We start from the raw sequence: 20,677 nt of genomic DNA on the forward strand, positions 1-20,677 counted from the left end.
TATATTTCCATAAAGGAGTGAGCGGATTGGCCAACACGTTTAGAAAAACAAACAGTTTGACACCAAGGCAGATTGTTGAGCGCCTGGACCAGTATATTGTCGGCCAGAAAGAAGCAAAGCGGGCTGTTGCCGTGGCGCTCAGGAACCGTTACAGAAGAAGCCTACTGTCTGAAAAAATGCGGGAAGAAATTATTCCGAAAAACATTTTGATGATCGGGCCGACCGGTGTCGGAAAGACGGAAATCGCAAGAAGAATGGCACGGCTTGTCGGTGCCCCGTTCGTCAAAGTAGAAGCCACGAAGTTTACGGAAGTCGGATATGTCGGCCGGGATGTGGAGTCGATGGTACGCGACCTTGTCGAGACGGCTGTCCGGCTTGTAAAAGAGGAAAAAATGAACGGCGTGCGCGATCAGGCGGAGAAAAATGCAAATGAACGCCTCGTCGATTTGCTTGTCCCGTCGCGGAAGAAGCAAGGGAATTTCAAAAACCCGTTTGAAATGATTTTTGGCGGCGGCGGGCAGCAGGACACGGCACCGGATGAAGAGGAGGAAGAATACTCCAAAAGGGAACAGAAACAGCGTATACGGGAAAAGCTCTTAAACGGTGAACTGGAAGATGAACCGGTTACCGTGGAAGTGGAAGAGCAGGCTTCGTCCATGTTTGATTTGTTCCAGGGTTCCGGCATGGAACAAATGGGCATGAGTGTGCAGGACGCGCTTGGCAATCTGCTACCGAAAAAAACAAAACGGCGGAAATTGCCGGTCAGGGAAGCAAGAAAAGTGCTTGCACAGGATGAGGCACAGAAACTGATCGACATGGACGAAGTGACCCAGGAAGCCATTTTCCGGGCAGAACAAACCGGCATTATCTTCATTGACGAAATTGACAAAATTGCCTCCAAAAACGGGAACGGGTCCCAAGCGGACGTATCGAGGGAAGGCGTCCAGCGGGATATTCTGCCGATTGTCGAAGGATCGACGGTTGTCACAAAATACGGCTCCATTAAAACGGATTATATTTTGTTTATTGCTGCCGGCGCTTTTCATATGGCAAAACCGTCCGATCTGATCCCCGAACTGCAGGGACGATTCCCGATCAGAGTGGAGCTTGAGAAACTGACCGTCAGCGATTTTGTCAAAATTCTTGTCGAGCCGGATAATGCCCTGGTAAAACAATATATTGCATTATTGGAAACAGAAGGTATACAAATAGAATTTTCTGACGAAGCTATTACCAGAATTGCTGAAATTGCTTTTGAAGTGAACCAAAATACCGATAATATCGGGGCGAGAAGACTTCATACCATCATGGAAAAACTGCTTGAAGATCTGTCTTTCGAAGCACCGGACATCCATTTGGAAAAAGTGTCCATCACCCCGCAGTATGTGGACGAAAAGCTCGGTGCGATTTCACAGAACAAAGATTTAAGCCAGTATATTTTATAACCGTTTTGAAAAATCGGATAAGGGTAGACGTGTAATGAAGGCTTTCTCTCTTTTGCGGCAGGTCCCGGCAATTCAATGCAGTTCAAATACCGAATCAATCTAGGAGGAATGGAAATGAGTTTGTTAGATAAAACAAGGAAAATTAATTCGATGTTGCAAAAAGCAGCCGGACGTCCGGTGAATTTTAAAGAAATGGCGGAAACGCTGAGCGATGTGATTGAGGCCAATATTTACATCGTCAGCCGCCGCGGGAAATTACTCGGTCTCGCCATCAACCAGAAAATTGAAAACGAGCGGATGAAACAAATGTTTGAAGACCGCCAGTTTCCGGAAGAATACACGAACAGCCTGTTTAACATTACGGAAACCTCATCCAATTTGACGATTGAAAGTGAGTACACGGCATTTCCGATTGAAAACAAAGACCTGTTTGAAAAAGGCCTGACAACGATTGTTCCGATCGTCGGCGGCGGGGAAAGAATCGGTACGTTGATTCTGGCTCGTCTTGAGCGGGAATTCGATGACGAAGATCTTGTTTTGGCAGAATACAGTGCGACGGTTGTCGGCATGGAAATCCTCCGCGAAAAAACAGAAGAAATTGAAGAAGAAGCGCGCAGCAAAGCGGTCGTGCAAATGGCCATCAGTTCTTTGTCCTACAGCGAGCTGGAAGCCATTGAGCATATTTTTGAAGAATTAAACGGGAAGGAAGGCCTGCTTGTCGCGTCCAAAATTGCGGACCGCGTTGGCATTACCCGCTCTGTCATCGTGAATGCGCTGCGTAAACTGGAGAGCGCAGGGGTCATTGAATCCCGTTCCCTTGGCATGAAAGGGACCTATATTAAAGTATTGAATAACAAATTCCTCGTTGAACTGGAAAAAGTCCGTTCTAACTAACGGATAAGCTTTACGGCAATTTGCGCCAAAAAAGGATACGATTCGTATCCTTTTTTTTATTGGTATTTAATTTACCATAAAAACACATAAATACCAATATATAGATACTGATAAAATTTAAGGAAATCCGACCTTCCAATAGTGTTTCCTAGTAATTGTAAATTTTTGTAATCCTAGGTGTATTAAGGTGCTTGAAAAATTTTTCGGCATCTTTTTCGCGGTGTGGGAGTAAGGGATTAATCCAAAAGTCCTACTATCAAAAAAATTTTTTTGTGATTTAAGAATATGTTCATTTACAGCCCGTTATGAAATAATTAAAATAAAAAATAGCAAACAATTTGTCGTATAAAAGAAAAAAATGTCAAGTTTATGTAATGAGGTGTCCATTGATGAGTCTCTCTTCCAATACGTTGCGGTCGCTTGAGCATGCATTGCAGTATGCTTCGCTCCGACAGAAAGTGATTTCAAACAATATTGCCAATGCGGATACACCGAATTATAAGGCGCAGGATGTCAGTTTTAAAAATGTGCTGGAGGATTCGGTCAATGCCATTTCAGCGACCCGGACCGACCCCCGGCACTTCCGTTTTTCTGCCGGGGATTCAAGTTCAGAAATCGTGACGGAATCCGGCACCACTTACAACAGCAATGGCAACAGTGTTGACATCGATACCGAAATGGCGAACCTTGCCAGCAACCAGATTTATTACGAGTCACTGATTGAGCTCGAAAAGGGAAAGCTCTCATCCTTATTAAATGTTGTGAGAGGAGGACAGTAAGATGTCCATGTTCACCGGAATGAACATTTCTTCTGAAGCCTTATCGGCACAGCGCCTGCGGATGGATGTCATCTCTTCCAATATTGCGAACGCTGATACAACAAGAGATACGTATGTAAATGGGAAATGGCAGCCATACCGCCGGAAAGAAGTGGTACTTGCTGCAGGAGGCGGTTCTTTTGCCTCCATATTTCGTTCGAAACTCGGAATGCAGGGTGCTGGGTCCGGCGTCCAGGTGGCCGGCATTGTCGAAGATAACAGCGATTTTAAAAAAGAATACAATCCGGATGATCCTGATGCGGATGCAAACGGATATGTGACAAAACCAAATGTGGATCTTTTAACGGAAATGACCGGTATGATCAGCGCCACCCGCTCGTATGAAGCCAATGTCACGGCGCTGAATGCTTCCAAAGCGATGCTGATGAAGACGCTCGAACTCGGCCAATAACAGAGAAAATTCCGCATATGAAAGGAGGGGAATGATGTGTCTGTTCAATCAATCAGTCAGACGCCGTTCGCAAGTTTGAGCGGGCTGTCGCCAAAATCAGCAGGCGCCGCTTCGTCCGCTAACGGCTCCGTTTCATTTTCGGACCTGCTGAAGCAGTCTGTCAATGAACTGAACAAACAGCAGAACCATTCCGACACCTTGATTACAAAACTATCGAACGGCGAAAATGTGGACCTGTACCAGGTAATGGTCGCCGTACAAAAAGCAAACCTTTCAATGCAGACGGCGCTCGAAGTCCGAAATAAAGCAGTCGAAGGCTATAAAGAAATGATGCAGATGCAAGTGTAACGTTCTGATCCGGCGTACATAAAAGCCGCTTCCCGGCCGTAACGCCCGGATCCTTTCCGTCTGCCCTAAAGGCGAAAAGGATGCCGGAACGTTTGCTGTCCGACTGTTCTATTGATGAAACACCGTGAATTTTTTATCCCGGGGGATAATGATGAATGAAAAGTTAAAACAATCTTTTCAAAACCTGAAGGGGTTTTGGAAAAGCAGGAGCAAGAAGCAGAAAACAATCGGCATATCCGCCGTTGCCCTTATGCTGGTACTTGCTGCCGGAATCACTTATTTTATGACAAAAACAAAATACGCGCCGCTCTACAGCGGGCTGGATGTCTCCGAAACAGGATCCATCAAGGACGAACTGGACCAGGAAGGCGTACCGTCCAAAATCACGGATGGTGGCAAAACGATCGAAGTGCCTGAAGACCAGGTGGACGATTTGAAAGTCACATTGGCTGCAAAAGGGCTGCCAAAGACCGGCAGCATCGACTATTCTTTTTTCAGCCAGAATGCAAAATTCGGGATGACAGACAATGAATTTAACGTCGTAAAGCTCGATGCGATGCAGACGGAACTGGAAAATCTGATTGAACAGATGGACGGCGTCGAAAAAGCAAAGGTGATGATCAATCTTCCGAACCAAAGCGTCTTCGTAGCCGACAGCCAGGCAAAAGCTTCCGCATCGGTTGTCCTGACGTTAAAACCCGGTTATGAATTGGACCAAAACCAGATAAAAGCCGTTTACAATCTTGTTTCAAAAAGCGTTCCGAATCTTCCTACCGATAATATCGTCATTATGAACCAGAATTTTGAGTACTATGACTTAAATTCTTCAAATTCTTCCGGAAATGCTTATACACAGCAGCAGGCGATCAAAAAACAAATTGAACGGGATATTCAGCAGCAGGTGCAAACGATGCTTTCCACACTGATGGGTGCAGGAAAAGCGGTTGTCACCGTTACAGCGGATATCGATTTTACGCAGGAAAAACGCGAGGAAGATCTCGTTGAACCGGTTGATAAGACGAATATGAAAGGCATTGAAATCAGCGCCAAAAAAATCCAGGAAACATACCAGGGTACAGGCGCAGCAGCCGGAACGCCATCTGGCAGTACAGATTCTGTCGGCTCTTCGTATGTATCCGGGTCGAACGGGAACGGGACGTATTCCAAAACAAGTGACACGATCAACTACGAAGTAAACCGGATTAAACGGAAAATTACAGAGAGCCCGTACAAAATCCGCGATCTCGGCATAGAAGTCATGGTCGAGCCGCCGGTCAGAACAAAACGGTCTTCCTTGCCCGCTTCCCGGTTAAAAGATATTAAATCGATGCTTTCTACGATTGTCAGAACGTCGATTGACAAGTCAAGCGGCACAAGGCTGACCAATCAAACGGTTGCCGATAAAATCGCAGTTTCCGTCCAGCCATTTGCAGCCAATGCGCCGGAGAAGGCGAAAAAAGCTTCGATTCCGTGGTGGGTATACGCGATTGGCGGAGGTTTGCTTCTCGTGATAGCCGGGCTCATCTTCTTCATGATCCGCAACAGAAGGCGGGCCGCTTCGGAGGCTGAAGAAGAGATGGCGGAAGAAACGCCGGAAAAACCGGCACCGCCCCGCATTCCGGACGTAAATGAGGAACAGGAAACCGACGCTTCAGCAAGGCGGAAACAGCTTGAAAAAATGGCAAAGGAAAAACCGGATGAGTTTGCGAAACTATTGCGGTCATGGCTTTCCGAAGAATAGGAGGGAAACAAGATGGCAAGTAAAGAAAAAACGTTATCCGGCAAAGAAAAAGCAGCCATTCTCTTGATTTCTCTCGGCCCGGACGTATCGGCATCCGTCTACAAACATTTAACAGAAGAAGAAATCGAAAAGCTGACGCTGGAAATCTCAGGCGTCAGAAAAGTCGACAATGAAACGAAGGAAAAAGTGCTGACCGAATTTCACCATATTGCTTTGGCACAGGACTATATTACCCAGGGCGGAATCGGTTATGCCAAAATGATTCTCGAAAAAGCACTCGGCCCGGAACAGGCGGCATCCATCATCAACCGGCTCACTTCATCGCTGCAGGTGCGCCCGTTTGATTTTGCTAGAAAAGCAGATGCGGCCCAGATTCTGAATTTTATCCAGGATGAACACCCGCAGACGATCGCCTTGATTCTGTCCTACCTGGATCCGGAAAAAGCCGGGCAGATTCTTTCCGAGCTTCCGCCTGAAATGCAGGGGGACATTGCCAGAAGAATTGCCTTAATGGAAGGCACATCCCCTGAAATTATCAGCGAAGTGGAAGCCATTTTGGAAAGAAAGCTGTCCGCGACGGTGACACAGGATTATACGCAGACAGGCGGGGTGGAATCCGTTGTCGAAGTGTTGAACGGGGTCGATCGTACGACAGAGAAAACGATCCTTGACTCGCTGGAACAGAAAGATCCCGAACTTGCCGAAGAAATCAAAAAACGAATGTTTGTATTTGAAGATATCGTCACCCTTGACAATCGTTCCATTCAGCGCGTCATCCGCGAATGCGAAAATGAAGACCTGCTTCTTGCACTGAAAGTCTCAAGCGACGAAGTAAAAGAAATTATTTTCCGCAATATGTCGCAACGGATGGCCGATTCCATGAAAGAAGAAATGGAATATATGGGCCCGGTGCGGCTGCGTGAAGTCGAAGAAGCCCAGTCGAGAATTGTGTCCATTATCCGCAGGCTGGAAGACAGCGGCGAAATCATTATCGCAAGGAACGGAGGCGACGACATCATTGTCTAATATTATTAAAACAAAGCAAGATGCAGGTGTTGTTTCCAAAATGCGCGTAATCAGCGTGCGCCGGCTCCCGGCTTTGCCCGAAGAAACGGGAGATGCAACCGCTGTGAAAGAGGATATTTTCGCAAAATATCAAACCGAGGCAGAGCGCCTGCTTTTAGACAGTCAAAAAGAAGCAGAAGCAGTACGCCGGCAAATTGCCGAAGAGAAAAAACAGTGGGAGCAGGAAAAAGCAAAGCTCACCGAACAAGCACAGCGCCAAGGGTTTGAAGCCGGTTATGCAGATGGCCGCAAGGAAGGGTTTGAAAGCATCCGCGACCATTTAAACGAGTCCATTGACATCGTCAACCGTTCCAAAGAGGCGTTCAAAAAACATTTAGAAGCATCGGAAAAAGATATTTTGGAAATTGCGATGAAAGCAGCGGGGAAAATTTTGCAAGACACACTTGAAACATCCCCCGAAAAAATGTTTGCCATCGTAAAAAACGTATTAAAAGAAGCGACTGGGTATAAAGAAGTCGATCTCCATATCCATCCGGGGCAGTACGCCTTCGTCATGGACAACAAGGAAGAACTGGATGCCCTCTTCCCGAACGATACAAAATGCTATGTCTACCCGGATGATTCGCTTGAACCGTACCAGGTCTATATTGAAAGCGGCAGCGGCAGGATTGATGCAAGCATTGACAGCCAGCTGTCTGAACTTAAGGCAAAGCTTTTGGAACTGATCGGGGAGGATGCGGAATGAAAGCAACCGATCTCTTAGACTATATACCCGAAATTGGGACGTTTAAACATTACGGAAAAGTAAAAAGAGTGATCGGCTTAATGATCGAATCACTCGGGCCGGAAAGCTCCATCGGTGACGTCTGTTATATTCATGTGGATAACAAAAAAAATACGAAAAAAATCATTGCCGAAGTTGTCGGGTTCCGTGACGGGAATGTTATTTTAATGCCTTATACGAACATCCAAGAAATTTCTCCCGGCAGCCTTGTGGAAGCAACAGGGAAACCGATGCGGGTGAAAGCAGGCCCACGGCTGTTGGGGAAAGTCATTGATCCTTTGGGCGTGCCGCTCGACCATTCCCCGCTTCCCGCCGGCCTAAAACCGATTCCGATCGACCGGACGCCCCCCAACCCGCTCAAGCGCCCGCCGATCAGGGAACCGATTGAGCTTGGCGTCCGCGCGATCGACAGTCTGCTGACGGTTGGAAAAGGCCAGCGGATCGGCATATTTGCTGGAAGCGGCGTCGGCAAAAGCACCCTGCTCGGCATGATTGCACGCAACACAAATGCCGATCTGAATGTGATCGCCCTAATCGGGGAGCGGGGCAGGGAAGTAAGGGAATTTATTGAACAAGATCTCGGCCCTGAAGGTTTAAAAAAGTCCATTGTTGTCGTGGCAACAAGCGACCAGCCGGCATTGATGCGGATTAAAGGCGCCTATACAGCAACAGCGATAGCGGAATATTTCAGGGACCAGGGGCTAAATGTCATGTTTATGATGGACTCGGTTACCCGGGTCGCGATGGCCCAGCGTGAAGTCGGACTGGCAACGGGGGAACCGCCGGCTACAAAAGGATATACCCCGTCCGTTTTCGCGATTTTGCCGAAACTTTTGGAAAGGACCGGAACAAATGAGTCCGGCACGATTACCGGGATCTACACCGTGCTTGTCGACGGGGATGATTTGAATGAACCGATTGCCGATACGGTGCGCGGCATTTTAGACGGGCATTTTGTTCTGGACAGGGATTTGGCAAATAAAGGGCAATACCCGGCTATCAATATTTTAAAAAGCGTTAGCCGACTGATGAGCCAACTTGCCAGTCCTGCACACAAAAAAGCCGCAGAAAAGATTCGCGAACAGTTAAGCACTTATTTGAATTCAGAGGACCTGATCAATATCGGCGCTTATAAACCGGGCGCATCAAAAGAAATTGATGAAGCGATCGAACGCTATCCGAAAATCGTTTCTTTTATCAAACAAAGCACCGACGAAACCTATAGTATGGAAAGCAGTATCCGGGCTTTAATCGGACTTGCGGAAACGGGTGAGTGGGCATGAATTATCATTATAAATTCGAGAAAATCCTTGATGTCAAAGAAAAGGAAAAAGACGAGGCGCTCAGTGCATACAAAAATGCGGTACAGGCATTTGAAAATGTGGCCCGGGAGCTGTACGCGCTTTTGAAAAAGAAAGAAGACCTGGAAGCCCACCAGGCTGAAAAAATGAAAGCGGGCCTTTCCGTCCAGGAAATCCGGCATTACCGGCGGTTTATTGATGATATTGAAAAATCAATCCATTATTATCAGAGCCTCGTCATGAATGCACGAAACCGGATGAACTGGCATCAGCAGAAACTGCAGGAGAAAAATATAGAAGTCAAAAAATACGAAAAACTGAAAGACAAAGATTATGGCCGTTTTCTGATGAAACTGAAAATACAGGAAGAAAAGCAGGCAGATGAAATTTCAACCCAGACTTTTTATCACTAAAGCCTGAAAACCGGGTGATGTTATGCGCAAACAAATGGAAGAAATCGAGACAGCAGCAGAAGAAAAAAAAGGCGGTAAACTGCAGTGGTTTTTTTACGTGATCCTGATTCCGCTACTGTTTGCCACCGCGATGGCGATCATTATCGCTACTATCTCGGGTGTCAATGTGATCAGTAAAGCATCGGGCCTCGCCCATCAGGTGACCGGGATGTTTGGCACAGGCGGGAACGAAAAAGGGGAGAAGCAAAGCGGCACGTTCAGTGAAACACAGTATAAAAGCCAGATCCGTTCTTTACAAAAACAGGCGTCAGAAAAAGACAAAGAAATCAGCAAGCTGCAATCCGAACTGGACAAAAGCCAACAGAACAATTTGAAAATGAAACAAACCGTCTCTGATCTGAAGCAGCAATTGAAGAAAGCCCAGCAACAACAGGCAGCCAATCAGAAAAAATTAAAAGAAATCGCAAGCACCTATGAAAATATGAATCCGGAAAATGCGGCTGCCATTATTCAAAAAATGAGCGATCAGGAAGCAACGGGAATCCTTTCCCAGCTCAGTTCGGAAACACTGGCGAACGTCCTTGAAAAAATGAGTGCCGATAAAGCAGCAAAATACACCCAAATGCTCGGGCGTACAGGATCATAAGCCGTCCGGCAAACTTGAAAGGAGGTGAAAACATGAATGTAAATTCGGCTCTTCCAGCTGTACCATTTTCTCCGCCGGGTACGCAAACGTCTGGCGCGCAACTGCAGACGCAGCCATCCGGGTTTTTTCAGCAATTGAGCCTTGCCGGCCAGGACAGCGGCCGGATGCCGGAGAACGAGGAGGCAGTGCATGTTTGCCAAAAGCTTCAACAAAGGATTGTCGCGGTTTTAACGGAAAAGGCTGGGGCAACGGAACAGGCTGCAGAAGATGGAAGCCAGGAAGAAAGGGCTGATATGCAGGCCGTTTCCGCCCTTTTCAACCGGATTGTGCGGTTTGCCGGCGCTGAAGACGAAAACAGCAAAAAAAAGATACAAGAAACAAAAACGGCCATCGAAACGGGCGATGCCGCAGCTGCCATCATGAATATGGCACAAATGCTCGCCTCCATGCCAGTCCCGTCTTTAATAAAGCTCGGCCTTGAAGATGCGGAAACATTGCTCAGGCAGGCGGGGGCTGTTCTAAAAACGTATCCCGAAAATACAGCAGCAGGCATCAACATGATGCAGACAACGGAACAATTAGCCCAGTTGTCCGAAAAAATCGGCCGTTTTCTCAAGGCCATTTCAGCAGATGCACTAAACGCGGGGCAGACGGTTTCAAGCGCGCCGCAACAGCCGGGCATTGCCGTAAAAGAAGAAATATTAAAAACTGCTTATTTGCATTTATCCGGCGAAAAAGCGGATCCATCGCTGTTTAAAAAAGCACCTGTTCTTCCTTTATCTCCAGCTGCCGCGGCTCTAGGAATGGCTTCCAATCCGGACCATGCCAACTCGGCGCAAAATGGGCAGGAAAGCAACCGGGTGCTGCTTCAAAACGGGCTGTTTTCTGCAAACAGGGCGGTTCCGGATATGACGGCAGCGGCATCTCCGGCAAATGAAGGAAGCGAACCGGCTGCTGCAGGCACGGGCACCACCGGAACAGCACTGCTAAAAACGGATAACAATGGAGTGACGGAAGCCTTATCAAAGGATGGCCGCTCATCCCGGCAGGAAGGGGTGCCATTTAGTCTGGCGGCAGAATCCGTCGCCGCGGATGAAAATGCTGGGAATCCGGCTGCAAAACCGCTGCAGGCGGGTACTTCAGGAGCGGACGCGCAAAATGGCAAAGCAGCGATCCGGGGCAATGGTGAAAGCGGGACAGGCGGGCCATTGCAAAATCAGGTGCCCAGTGTGAAAACGACCGCCCATCTAGAGGCAAATACCGGGCAGCCTGCAGATGGCAGCCAGCTCAAGGCGCTAAAAACAACGGTTGATGAGGTGCAGGCTGCTGCAAGCCAGCATATTGAGCTCATGGAAGACGGAATGCCGGGAAGCAACGGCCGGGTGAAGACGCAGGCAACAGCTGGTGAAAATGGCCGGATTGCTGTACCTGGCCAAAATTGGGGTCCCCAGCAGGAAAACAGAAAACTAGAAGACAGCAGCCGGCATGCCGCATTGGATTTTTCCCGGGAAATCCAGCAGACAGGACAATCCGGAAACGACAGCACCGAAGATGGATGGGCAAACGGATGGGAAACCGGAAAAAGAAGCCCTGTTGCGCATAACAGCAGCCATCTCGAAGCAGCCGAAGAAATAAACGGAAACAGCAATACACCCCCGGCATTTTCACTCTCTGGCAAAGTGGAACAGCTCGTCCTTTATACTGGCGAAAAACACAACCCGGTTTCGTACCGGCAGTTTGTCCAGGAATTCGCCAATATCATTCAAAAGGCGGCCTATTCCAGCCATAAAGGCGCAAACAGGCTGTTGATCCGGCTTGAACCGGAAAACCTCGGTTCTTTGCGCGTGGAATTGCTTGAGCAGGACGGAAAACTGGTCGCAAAAATCCTGACCGACACGGGAGCGGCAAAAGATTTGCTTGATTCCCAGCTCCAGCAGCTTAAACATGCTTTGGCAGGCCAGCAGGTCCAGTTAACAAAAATGGATATTGAATACCGTGACACAGCGGCACAAACCGCCCACGGCCAGCCCGGGGACAGCGGGGGCCGCGAACAACGGCAACAGCAGCAAAGACGTCGGGAAAACCCGGAACCGGGACATTTCTCATCCATGCTGGAAAACAATATGATTGATGCGGAAGCGTAGGTGAAATGACTTTGACTTCTATTGACCCAAGTGACCCAAGCCTGCTGTTAAGCAATCAAAATACAGCTACCGGCACGCGTACGGGGAGTAAGACGTTGGATAAAGATGCTTTTTTGAAAATATTGATTGCCCAGCTTCAAAACCAGGATCCGACCAAGCCAATGGACGACACGCAATTTGTCTCACAAATGGCGCAGTTCTCTTCATTGGAGCAAATGACCAATCTGAAAAACGATATCGACAATCTGATCAAACTTTCGCAGCAATCGCAACAAATTGCATATACGCAGTATATCGGGAGAACGGTTTCCTGGGAGAAAACGGAAACAGCAGATGACGGAACAGCATCCGTTAAGTCGGGAACCGGGACGATTACCGGCATTTCGTTTGGGGATGACAATGCAGTTACCTTCACGCTGGATGACGGAACGAAAATCAGTTCTTCCGATATGAGAGGGATCAATAGCAACACTTCAAAAGAAGCAGCATTGATTCAGGCAAGCCATTTGATTGGAAAAAAAGTGGCCTATACAAATGATGCCGGAAAAGAAGAAACAGCTTCGGTCAGTGCCGTTGCCATCCAAAACGGCAGCCTCGTCTTTACACTTGATAACGGGCAAAAAGCCGCAAGCGGGCAGCTTACGAAAATTGCAAACTAGGAAGTGATTGAATGGATCAATCCTATCCGTCCATTCCATTGCAGCGAACCGCGCCTGTGCGTTCTCTTGATGGAACGCGAGAATCCGGCCAGGGGAAGAACCAAACCGGCCATTTTTCGGATTATTTCAAGCAGGCATTGTCCGGGCAGTCTGAACCAGCCACATTAAAAATCAGCAAACACGCCGGCGAAAGGCTGCAGGAACGGGGGATTGAACTGGACGATTCCACTTGGAAACAGATCAGCGAAAAGGTGGCGGAGGCAAAGCAAAAAGGGTTGGATGAGACACTGGTCTTGGCAGATGATGTCGCGCTGATCGTCAGCGCAAAAAATGCAACCGTGATTACTGCAATGGACCGAAGTGAAGCCGGTTCCCAAATTTTCAGCAATATTAACGGCGCCATCATTTTAGAATCACCGGCCGGACCGGAAGGAAGGCCGCAGCTGCCGAATGACAGACGCAGCTGAAAACAAAAATGGAGAGGGGTTAATGCAATGTTACGTTCATTATATTCAGGTGTAAGCGGCATGAAAAACTTTCAAACAGAACTTGATACAATCGGAAACAACATCGCAAATGTGAATACTTACGGGTACAAAAAAGGGCGTGTGACGTTTAAAGATGCGATCAGCCAGACGCTAGCCAGCGCGACGCCCGGCACAAGCGCCCAGCAGGTAGGCCTTGGGTCTCAGATCGGTTCAATTGATACCGTTGATACTTCAGGAAGTCCGGAATCAACGGGGCGTCCCCTTGACTTTGCGATTACAGGAGACGGATATTTCAGAGTAGCCGATGGCAACAACACGTACTATACGCGTGCCGGCAATTTTTACTTTGATGATAACAGAAGACTCGTCAATTCAGAAGGTTTTACTGTGCTGGGTACAAATGGACAAGCCATCACCCTTGGCGCAAATGTCAAAAGCTTTTCAGTCGCAACAGACGGAACCATTACCGATCAGGATGGCAATACAATTGGAACAATCAGCATTGCCACTTTCCAGAATCCTGCCGGGCTGACAAAAGTCGGCGGTAATTTATATACCACAACGAATTCCAATGCGGGGACGGTCACAGTAAGCCAGCCGGGACAAAACGGTGCAGGCACAATCAAATCCGGCTATCTCGAAATGTCCAATGTCGACCTGTCGGAAGAGTTGACCAATATGATCGTAGCAGAACGCGGGTTTCAGGCGAATACAAGAATTATTACGACATCCGATGAAATTCTGCAGGAACTTGTCAATCTGAAACGATAGGGGGAAGGGGGCCAGGGCTCTAGCCCCGGCCCGCATAATGTGATTGAAGTGACAAAATTAAACGGCAGGGCATTCTGGATTAACGCCATTCATATTGAAACGGTGGAAAGCATGCCGGATACAAGAATCATCCTGACAAACGGACACGCTTATATTGTTAGGGAGTCGAGCAAAGAAATCGAGCAAAAAGTGACCGCCTTTTTCCGGTCTGTTTCTTTGCTTGGAAGAAATACCGGGGAGGAGGGGCCGGAATGAATAAAATGGTGCGGATCATGCTTGTGATGATTTCCGTCATTTTACTGGCCGGCATCATCACCATCATCGTCATCTATAAATCGAACGAGGCAACAAAGGCAAAAGGGCCAAACATTGATGAAGTTGTCGATTCTTCCGTGGACATTGACACGATGACAACCAATCTGAAAGACAACCACATCGTCCAGATTGCCATCAAAATTGAAGGAAACAATAAAAAAGCAAAAGAAGAACTGACAAAAAGAGATTTTCAAATCAAGGACATTATGATTGACGAGCTGTCAAATATGAACATGCAGGATTTGCAAGCTGAAAAGGGGAAGCAAAAGTTCAAAACAGACATAAAAAACCGGTTAAATAAAATGATGCAGGACGGCGAAGTTGTAAATGTATATATTACTTCCTTTGTTATCCAATAAAAGTATGCCGCCTGTTGAAGCAATAAAGGCAGAGTGTAGCAAACAGGCAGTGCCGCAGCAGGCAGTCCGGCCCCTGTGCCTGTATGTAAACAAGGGGGGTGGGTAAACTTGCCGGAAGATATTTTATCGCAGTCTGAAATTGATGCGCTGCTATCCGCCCTGTCAACGGGGGAAATGAACGCGGAGGAAATAAAAAAAGAGGAAACCCGGAAAGTCAAAGTATATGATTTCAAGCGGGCACTCCGGTTTTCAAAAGACCAGATCAGAAGCCTGACAAGAATTCATGAAAACTTCTCAAGGATTCTGACAACCTTTTTATCTGCCCAGCTCCGGACTTACGTGCAGATTTCCGTTGCATCGGCTGACCAGATTCCGTATGAGGAATTTATCCGTTCGATACCGAAAATGACCCTTTTGACGGTTTATGAAGTTCCCCCGCTTGACGGGAATATTATTATGGAAATTAACCCGAACATTGCCTATACGATGATGGATCGTGTGTTGGGAGGGTACGGGGAAAGCATCAATAAAATTGACAAACTCACTGAGATTGAAAAGAAAATCATGACGAGAATTTTTGACCAGACCATCGACCAGTTAAAGGAAGCGTGGAGCGAGATCATCGAGATCAATCCCTTTCTGACTGAACTGGAAGTCAATCCGCAGTTTCTACAGATGATTTCTCCGAATGAAACCGTGGTCGTCATTTCTCTCAACACGACCATCGGCGATACAAGCGGCATGATCAATTTATGCCTGCCGCAAGTGGTGCTTGACCCGATGATGCCGAAATTGTCCGGGCATTATTGGATGCAGCATGCCGGAAAGGAACCGGACCCGAATAATATCCGCCTGCTCGAAGAAGGCATTAAGGAGGCAAAAGTGCCGCTCACCGCCGAACTGGGGACGGCAACAATAAAAATTGAAGATTTTCTGAATCTGGAAATTGGCGACTGTATACGGCTGAACCAAACCATTGAAGAGCCGTTGGTTGTCAAGGTGGATAAAATTCCGAAATTCATTGGGCAGCCGGGCAAGCAAGGCACTAAAATGGCTGTCCAAATCCTTGATATCATAGAGGAAGGGGAAGAAGAACAGTATGAGCGATGATATGCTGTCGCAAGAAGAAATTGATGCCCTTCTTAACGGCACTGCAAATCTGGAAGACGCAAGCGCCAAAGATTCCCTCCGTGTGGAAGATTATCTCGATTCCATGGAAAGGGATGCGCTTGGGGAAATTGGTAACATTTCGTTCGGGAGCTCTGCGACGGCATTGTCCACCCTGCTTTCACAAAAAGTTGAAATTACAACGCCTGAGGTCAGCATTGTCCGGCACGACAAACTGGCGGATGAATTTCCGCATCCTTACGTGGCCATTCAGGTGAAATACACGGAGGGCTTTTCCGGCGTGAATGTGCTCGTCATTAAACAATCCGATGCCGCCATTATTGCCGACTTGATGCTGGGCGGAACCGGCGAAAATCCGAGCAGCGAACTGGATGAGATCCATTTGAGCGCGGTACAGGAAGCGATGAATCAGATGATGGGTTCTGCCGCTACCTCGATGTCTACGGTTTTTAATAAAAGAATCGATATTTCCCCGCCGGCCGTTTCACTTTTAAATATTTTGGAAGGCGAAGGCACGGACAAGCTTCCGGACCAGGATTTGCTTGTGAAAGTCTCGTTCCGGATTATGATCGGGTCATTAATCGATTCGCAGATCATGCAGCTGTTGCCGCTTTCGTTTGCGAAAAAACTGGCGCGCGATCTCATTCATCCTGAACAACCCGCCGAAGCTGAAAAAAAAGCAGAGGAAAAGCAGCCGGATCAAAATATGCGCGGCCATGCTGCGGAAAAACCGGCTGAGCCTGCTCAAAATGCAGCAAAACAGGAGATGTACCAAAATGTGCAGCCAGCTGTTTTTACGAGTTTTGAAGAAACAGCGCCGCGCGTTGAAACGAAAAATCTGGACATGCTCCTTGATATCCCGCTTGAAGTGACTGTTGAACTGGGCAGGACATCGAAAACAGTAAGGGAAATTCTTGAGATGGGCGCCGGCTCCATTGTGGAACTGGACAAGCTCGCCGGAGAACCCGTGGATATTCTCATCAACCATCAGTTAATTGCCATTGGGGAAGTGGTGGTGATTGATGAGAACTTCGGTGTGCGTGTGACAGATATCGTGAGCCAGAAAGACCGGCTGAAAAAACTGAGATAATGGGGGAAGATCCAAATGGCAAAGAAAATTTTGATTGTAGATGACGCTGCGTTTATGCGCATGATGATTAAAGACATTCTGACAAAAAACGGATATGACGTTGTCGCTGAAGCGGGAGACGGCGCACAAGCAATCGAAAAATATAAGGAACACCGGCCGGATCTTGTGACAATGGATATTACAATGCCGGAAGTGGACGGGATCAGCGCGCTGAAGGAAATTAAAAAAATCGACCCGGATGCAAAAGTCATCATGTGTTCGGCAATGGGCCAGCAGGCGATGGTCATTGATGCCATCCAGGCCGGTGCAAAAGACTTTATCGTCAAACCGTTCCAAGCTGACCGTGTAATTGAGGCCATCCAAAAAACGCTCGGCTGACGATGCCAGGAAGGTGACAATGATTTGCAAAGCCAAGTGACGAAGGGGCTTTTGCTGTTTGGGATTCTGCTGTGCCTGCTGTACGGGTTTTCGGCACCCGGCAATGCCCTCGCGGCTTCTTTTAACGGAAATGTGAAAGAATGTATCGACCATCCGAAACAGTGTCAAAAACAAACGGACGGAAAATCCGAAAGCCAGGCTACACAATCGGAAACGGCAAATCCGGCGGTAACCTTCGGGGATATTGCGCGGATGATCCTCGCACTTATTTTCGTGATTTGTTTACTATACTTTGTTTTAAAATTTGTCAACAAAAGAAGCCGTGCCTATCAAAGCAGTAAAATGATACAGAATTTCGGCGGCACGCCTTTGGGCGGAAATAAGTCGCTGCAAATTGTAAAAGCGGGCGACAGGATTCTTATTTTAGGTGTCGGGGACGATGTGCAGCTTGTCAAAGAAATTGATGACGAGGAAGAGGTCAGGCAGTTCGTTGACCAGTACAATCAAAAGCTCGAGCAGCAACTGGAACCGCGCGATATTGCGACAAGGCTCATAAAAGCGGTGAAAAACAGGGAAACTGGGGCAAAAACAGAAGCAACCCCGTTCGGGCATTTGCTGAAGTCGCAAATTAGCGCGATCAGGGAGGAGCGGGCGCAGGCGATGAAAGAACTGGAACAAAGGGAGAAGGAGAAACAGAACGATGAATGAGTTGTTGAATACATTAAGCAGCACATCCGGCGATACCGTTTCCCTTTCGGTCAAAATCCTTTTGCTTATGACCGTTCTTTCATTGGCACCGAGCATTTTAATCCTATTGACTTCTTTTACGCGGATTGTCATTGTCCTGTCTTTTGTCCGGACTTCGCTCGGCACGCAGACAGCCCCACCGAATCAGGTGATCGTAGGCCTTGCGCTGTTTCTGACGTTTTTTATCATGGCTCCGACGTTTCAACAGGTAAATAAACAGGCGCTCACGCCGTTGTTCCATGATAAACTGACGCTGGAAGAGGCTTATGACAAAGCCCAGAAGCCGTTTAAGGAATTTATGGCGAAAGAGACCCGGCAGAAAGACTTGCAGCTGTTTTTGGATTATGCCCATAAAAAGCAGCCTAAGTCGGTGCAGGATATTCCAATGACAACCCTTGTTCCGGCATTTACAATCAGCGAATTAAAGACGGCTTTTCAAATGGGCTTCATGATTTTCATTCCTTTTCTTGTCATCGATATGGTCGTGGCAAGTGTCCTGATGTCGATGGGAATGATGATGCTGCCGCCTGTGATGATCTCGCTGCCTTTTAAAATCTTACTGTTTGTGCTCGTGGACGGATGGTATCTTGTTGTGAAGTCGCTGCTTGAAAGTTTTTAAAGAAGGTGAATGGATTGAGTGAGGAAATGGTCATTTCACTGGCCGAAAAAGGCATCATGGTGACCTTTATGGTCTGCGGTCCGCTTTTATTGATTGCGCTTGTCGTCGGTATGATTGTCAGTATCTTCCAGGCTGCAACGCAAATCCAGGAACAGACGCTGGCATTTGTCCCGAAAATTGTTGCGGTGCTGCTCGGCCTTGTACTGCTTGGCCCGTGGATGCTAAGCCACATGCTTACATACACAAAAGAAATTTTATCCAATTTAACACAATATATAGGTTAACATATGGATGAACTGATTCCGTCATTCAGCATATTTTTACTCGTTTTCATTAGGGTCACCACTTTTTTTATCATGATGCCGTTATTTTCCCACAGGAGCGTACCGGCCCGGTTCCGGATCGGCCTTGGCTTCTTTTTGTCCGTCCTTGTGACATACACGATCCATGCCAAACCGTTCACCATGGATGGCGCCTATTTTATGCTGATGATTAAAGAAGCACTTGTCGGCCTGCTGCTTGGCTTTGTAGCCTATTTCATTTTGTCGGCCGTGCAATTGGCCGGTACGTTTATCGATTTTCAGGCAGGGTTTTCCATGGCCAATGTGATTGATCCGCAATCAGGGGCGCAAACGCCGCTTACCGGGGAATATTTGTACAGTTTTGCGCTGCTTTTATTGCTTTCCCTGAACGGGCACCACCTGCTTTTGGACGGGATTTATTACAGCTATTCGTTTATCCCGCTCGATCAGGCATGGGTCCATCTCGGGTCTTTCAATCTCGCAAAATATTTGGCAACCCTTTTGGCCCGTGTGTTTCTCGTCGCTTTTCAAATGTCGGCACCTGTTGTCGCCGTCCTGTTTTTAACGGACATTGCGCTTGGCATCATCGCCCGGACCGTACCGCAGCTTAATATTTTTGTGGTCGGCTTTCCGGTCAAAATTGCCGTTAGTTTGATCGCGCTGGCGGTGGCAATGGGCACGATTTATATCGCGGTTGAACATTTGTTTGAATGGATGTTTGTTGCGATGCGGAATTGTATGGCACTGTTGGGGGGATCCGTTTGAAGCACCTCTCACTCGATTTGCAGTTTTTCGCAGGGGAGAAAACAGAAAAGGCAACGCCGAAAAAGCGGCGTGATGCCCGCAAAAAGGGGCAGACAGCCAAAAGCCAGGATATCGTAACGGCTGTCATGCTTCTTGCGGTGTTTCTGTTCTTGTATTTCGGGGCCTCCTCGATCGGAAGCCCGATGATGGCACTCTTTCGCCAGGCTTTTTCAAAATATATGCTGCAGGATGTCACGGAGCAAAGCGTTGGCAAATTGATGACCGGCGTCATGAAACAGCTGGCTTCGATGCTTTTGCCGGTTATGGCCGTTGCCCTTTTGGCCGGCGTGGTCGGAAATGTGGCCCAAACCGGCCTCCTTTTTACCGGTGAAGGGCTGAAACCGAATATAAACAAAATCAATCCCGTCGCCGGATTAAAACGGATTTTTTCGATCCGGGCGCTTGTGGAATTGTTAAAATCCGTTTTAAAAATGGCGGTGGTCGGCGTTGTTGCTTTTTACGTCATTTGGGCCAATATCCAGGATATTTCAGGCCTGCCGTTTAAAAGCGCGGGCGATACGCTGGCTGCAGTCGGGCATCTCGCCGCCATAACCGGCATCAGCGCTTCTGTTGCCCTGTTTGTGCTCGCCGTTCTTGATTACTTGTACCAGCGTTTCGATTTTGAAAAAAATATCCGGATGTCCAAGCAGGAAATCAAGGAAGAATTTAAAAATATGGAAGGCGACCCGCTGATTAAATCAAAAATCAGGCAAAAGCAACGCGAAATGGCGATGCGGAGAATGATGCAGGAAGTGCCGAACGCCGATGTCGTCATTACGAACCCAACGCATTTTGCCGTCTGCCTCCGCTACGATGAAACAAAGAGCGATGCGCCCATCGTTGTGGCAAAAGGAGCGGACTTCCTTGCCCAAAAAATCAAATCGATCGCAAAAGAGCATGACATTGTCATGCTGGAAAACAGGCCGCTGGCAAGGGCGCTTTATGAGCAGGTGGAAGTTGGCGGACGCATTCCGGAACAGTTTTTTAAAGCAGTAGCGGAAATTTTGGCGTACGTATACAAAATCAAGCATAAAATTTAAGCTTT

The 20,677-nt window shown here is 47.7% G+C and carries 25 protein-coding genes; all 25 read left to right on the plus strand.

The genetic code is table 11. The features are described from left to right. Positions 1–26: 26 nt before the first annotated feature. Positions 27–1,445, plus strand: a complete 1,419-nt coding sequence (hslU, locus tag NSS95_RS05950) for an HslU--HslV peptidase ATPase subunit (protein ID WP_014095459.1) — start codon at positions 27–29, stop codon at positions 1,443–1,445. 114 nt (positions 1,446–1,559) lie between these two features. Beyond that, on the plus strand, positions 1,560–2,339 hold the full coding sequence (codY, locus tag NSS95_RS05955) for a GTP-sensing pleiotropic transcriptional regulator CodY (protein WP_014095458.1): 780 nt from the start codon (positions 1,560–1,562) through the stop codon (positions 2,337–2,339). A gap of 389 nt (positions 2,340–2,728) precedes the next feature. Further along, positions 2,729–3,118 carry a flagellar basal body rod protein FlgB gene (flgB, locus tag NSS95_RS05960; RefSeq protein WP_014095457.1) on the plus strand — a complete coding sequence of 130 codons (390 nt, stop codon included), beginning with the start codon at positions 2,729–2,731 and terminating at the stop codon, positions 3,116–3,118. A gap of 1 nt (position 3,119) precedes the next feature. Next, on the plus strand, positions 3,120–3,569 hold the full coding sequence (gene flgC, locus NSS95_RS05965) for a flagellar basal body rod protein FlgC (RefSeq protein ID WP_013859084.1): 450 nt from the start codon (positions 3,120–3,122) through the stop codon (positions 3,567–3,569). Between the two features lie 36 nt (positions 3,570–3,605). Then, positions 3,606–3,917 carry a flagellar hook-basal body complex protein FliE gene (gene fliE / locus NSS95_RS05970; RefSeq protein WP_017551517.1) on the plus strand — a complete coding sequence of 104 codons (312 nt, stop codon included), beginning with the start codon at positions 3,606–3,608 and terminating at the stop codon, positions 3,915–3,917. A gap of 151 nt (positions 3,918–4,068) precedes the next feature. After that, a complete protein-coding gene (gene fliF / locus NSS95_RS05975) occupies positions 4,069–5,658 on the plus strand; it encodes a flagellar basal-body MS-ring/collar protein FliF (RefSeq protein ID WP_014095455.1) in 1,590 nt (529 codons plus the stop codon). Between the two features lie 12 nt (positions 5,659–5,670). Next, the gene (gene fliG, locus NSS95_RS05980; RefSeq protein WP_013859088.1) at positions 5,671–6,684 is read left to right on the plus strand and encodes a flagellar motor switch protein FliG; all 1,014 of its coding nucleotides are present in this window, start codon (positions 5,671–5,673) and stop codon (positions 6,682–6,684) included. Beyond that, positions 6,677–7,429, plus strand: a complete 753-nt coding sequence (gene fliH, locus NSS95_RS05985) for a flagellar assembly protein FliH (RefSeq protein WP_014095453.1) — start codon at positions 6,677–6,679, stop codon at positions 7,427–7,429. Before fliG ends, fliH begins: the two co-directional genes overlap by 8 nt. Further along, positions 7,426–8,751: a flagellar protein export ATPase FliI gene (fliI, locus tag NSS95_RS05990; RefSeq protein WP_014095452.1), complete on the plus strand. Its 1,326-nt coding sequence runs from the start codon at positions 7,426–7,428 to the stop codon at positions 8,749–8,751. The genes fliH and fliI overlap by 4 nt, the downstream gene beginning before the upstream one ends. Continuing rightward, positions 8,748–9,182, plus strand: a complete 435-nt coding sequence (fliJ, locus tag NSS95_RS05995) for a flagellar export protein FliJ (RefSeq protein ID WP_013859091.1) — start codon at positions 8,748–8,750, stop codon at positions 9,180–9,182. The genes fliI and fliJ overlap by 4 nt, the downstream gene beginning before the upstream one ends. A gap of 22 nt (positions 9,183–9,204) precedes the next feature. Next, on the plus strand, positions 9,205–9,828 hold the full coding sequence (locus NSS95_RS06000; RefSeq protein WP_017551518.1) for a MotE family protein: 624 nt from the start codon (positions 9,205–9,207) through the stop codon (positions 9,826–9,828). Positions 9,829–9,860: 32 nt separating this feature from the next. Continuing rightward, positions 9,861–11,972 (plus strand): flagellar hook-length control protein FliK, encoded by a 2,112-nt coding sequence (locus NSS95_RS06005; protein WP_017551519.1) that lies wholly within the window; start codon positions 9,861–9,863, stop codon positions 11,970–11,972. 5 nt (positions 11,973–11,977) lie between these two features. Next, positions 11,978–12,631, plus strand: a complete 654-nt coding sequence (flgD, locus tag NSS95_RS06010; RefSeq protein ID WP_340713836.1) for a flagellar hook assembly protein FlgD — start codon at positions 11,978–11,980, stop codon at positions 12,629–12,631. Positions 12,632–12,642: 11 nt separating this feature from the next. Beyond that, positions 12,643–13,098, plus strand: coding sequence for a TIGR02530 family flagellar biosynthesis protein (locus NSS95_RS06015; protein ID WP_014095448.1), 456 nt, complete (start codon positions 12,643–12,645; stop codon positions 13,096–13,098). Between the two features lie 27 nt (positions 13,099–13,125). Then, a complete protein-coding gene (flgG, locus tag NSS95_RS06020) occupies positions 13,126–13,890 on the plus strand; it encodes a flagellar basal body rod protein FlgG (protein WP_014095447.1) in 765 nt (254 codons plus the stop codon). Positions 13,891–13,929: 39 nt separating this feature from the next. After that, positions 13,930–14,145 (plus strand): flagellar FlbD family protein, encoded by a 216-nt coding sequence (locus NSS95_RS06025; protein WP_017551521.1) that lies wholly within the window; start codon positions 13,930–13,932, stop codon positions 14,143–14,145. Further along, positions 14,142–14,564 (plus strand): flagellar basal body-associated protein FliL, encoded by a 423-nt coding sequence (fliL, locus tag NSS95_RS06030; RefSeq protein WP_017551522.1) that lies wholly within the window; start codon positions 14,142–14,144, stop codon positions 14,562–14,564. Before NSS95_RS06025 ends, fliL begins: the two co-directional genes overlap by 4 nt. A gap of 108 nt (positions 14,565–14,672) precedes the next feature. Continuing rightward, positions 14,673–15,674, plus strand: coding sequence for a flagellar motor switch protein FliM (fliM, locus tag NSS95_RS06035; protein ID WP_014095445.1), 1,002 nt, complete (start codon positions 14,673–14,675; stop codon positions 15,672–15,674). Further along, positions 15,664–16,782, plus strand: coding sequence for a flagellar motor switch phosphatase FliY (gene fliY / locus NSS95_RS06040; RefSeq protein ID WP_017551523.1), 1,119 nt, complete (start codon positions 15,664–15,666; stop codon positions 16,780–16,782). The genes fliM and fliY overlap by 11 nt, the downstream gene beginning before the upstream one ends. 15 nt (positions 16,783–16,797) lie before the next feature. Next, entirely contained in the window at positions 16,798–17,160 is a 363-nt protein-coding gene (locus NSS95_RS06045; RefSeq protein ID WP_014095443.1) for a response regulator, read from the plus strand. 24 nt (positions 17,161–17,184) lie between these two features. Next, positions 17,185–17,868, plus strand: a complete 684-nt coding sequence (locus NSS95_RS06050) for a flagellar biosynthetic protein FliO (protein ID WP_014095442.1) — start codon at positions 17,185–17,187, stop codon at positions 17,866–17,868. Next, positions 17,861–18,526, plus strand: coding sequence for a flagellar type III secretion system pore protein FliP (gene fliP, locus NSS95_RS06055; protein ID WP_014095441.1), 666 nt, complete (start codon positions 17,861–17,863; stop codon positions 18,524–18,526). The genes NSS95_RS06050 and fliP overlap by 8 nt, the downstream gene beginning before the upstream one ends. Before the next feature lie 14 nt (positions 18,527–18,540). Beyond that, on the plus strand, positions 18,541–18,810 hold the full coding sequence (gene fliQ / locus NSS95_RS06060) for a flagellar biosynthesis protein FliQ (protein ID WP_014095440.1): 270 nt from the start codon (positions 18,541–18,543) through the stop codon (positions 18,808–18,810). Between the two features lie 3 nt (positions 18,811–18,813). Continuing rightward, positions 18,814–19,593 carry a flagellar biosynthetic protein FliR gene (fliR, locus tag NSS95_RS06065; RefSeq protein WP_017551524.1) on the plus strand — a complete coding sequence of 260 codons (780 nt, stop codon included), beginning with the start codon at positions 18,814–18,816 and terminating at the stop codon, positions 19,591–19,593. Beyond that, positions 19,590–20,672 (plus strand): flagellar biosynthesis protein FlhB, encoded by a 1,083-nt coding sequence (flhB, locus tag NSS95_RS06070; RefSeq protein WP_017551525.1) that lies wholly within the window; start codon positions 19,590–19,592, stop codon positions 20,670–20,672. Before fliR ends, flhB begins: the two co-directional genes overlap by 4 nt. Positions 20,673–20,677: the final 5 nt, after the last annotated feature.

This window comes from Weizmannia sp. FSL K6-3076 (genome assembly GCF_038007245.1).
Taxonomy (GTDB): Bacteria; Bacillota; Bacilli; order Bacillales; family Bacillaceae_C; genus Weizmannia; species Weizmannia faecalis.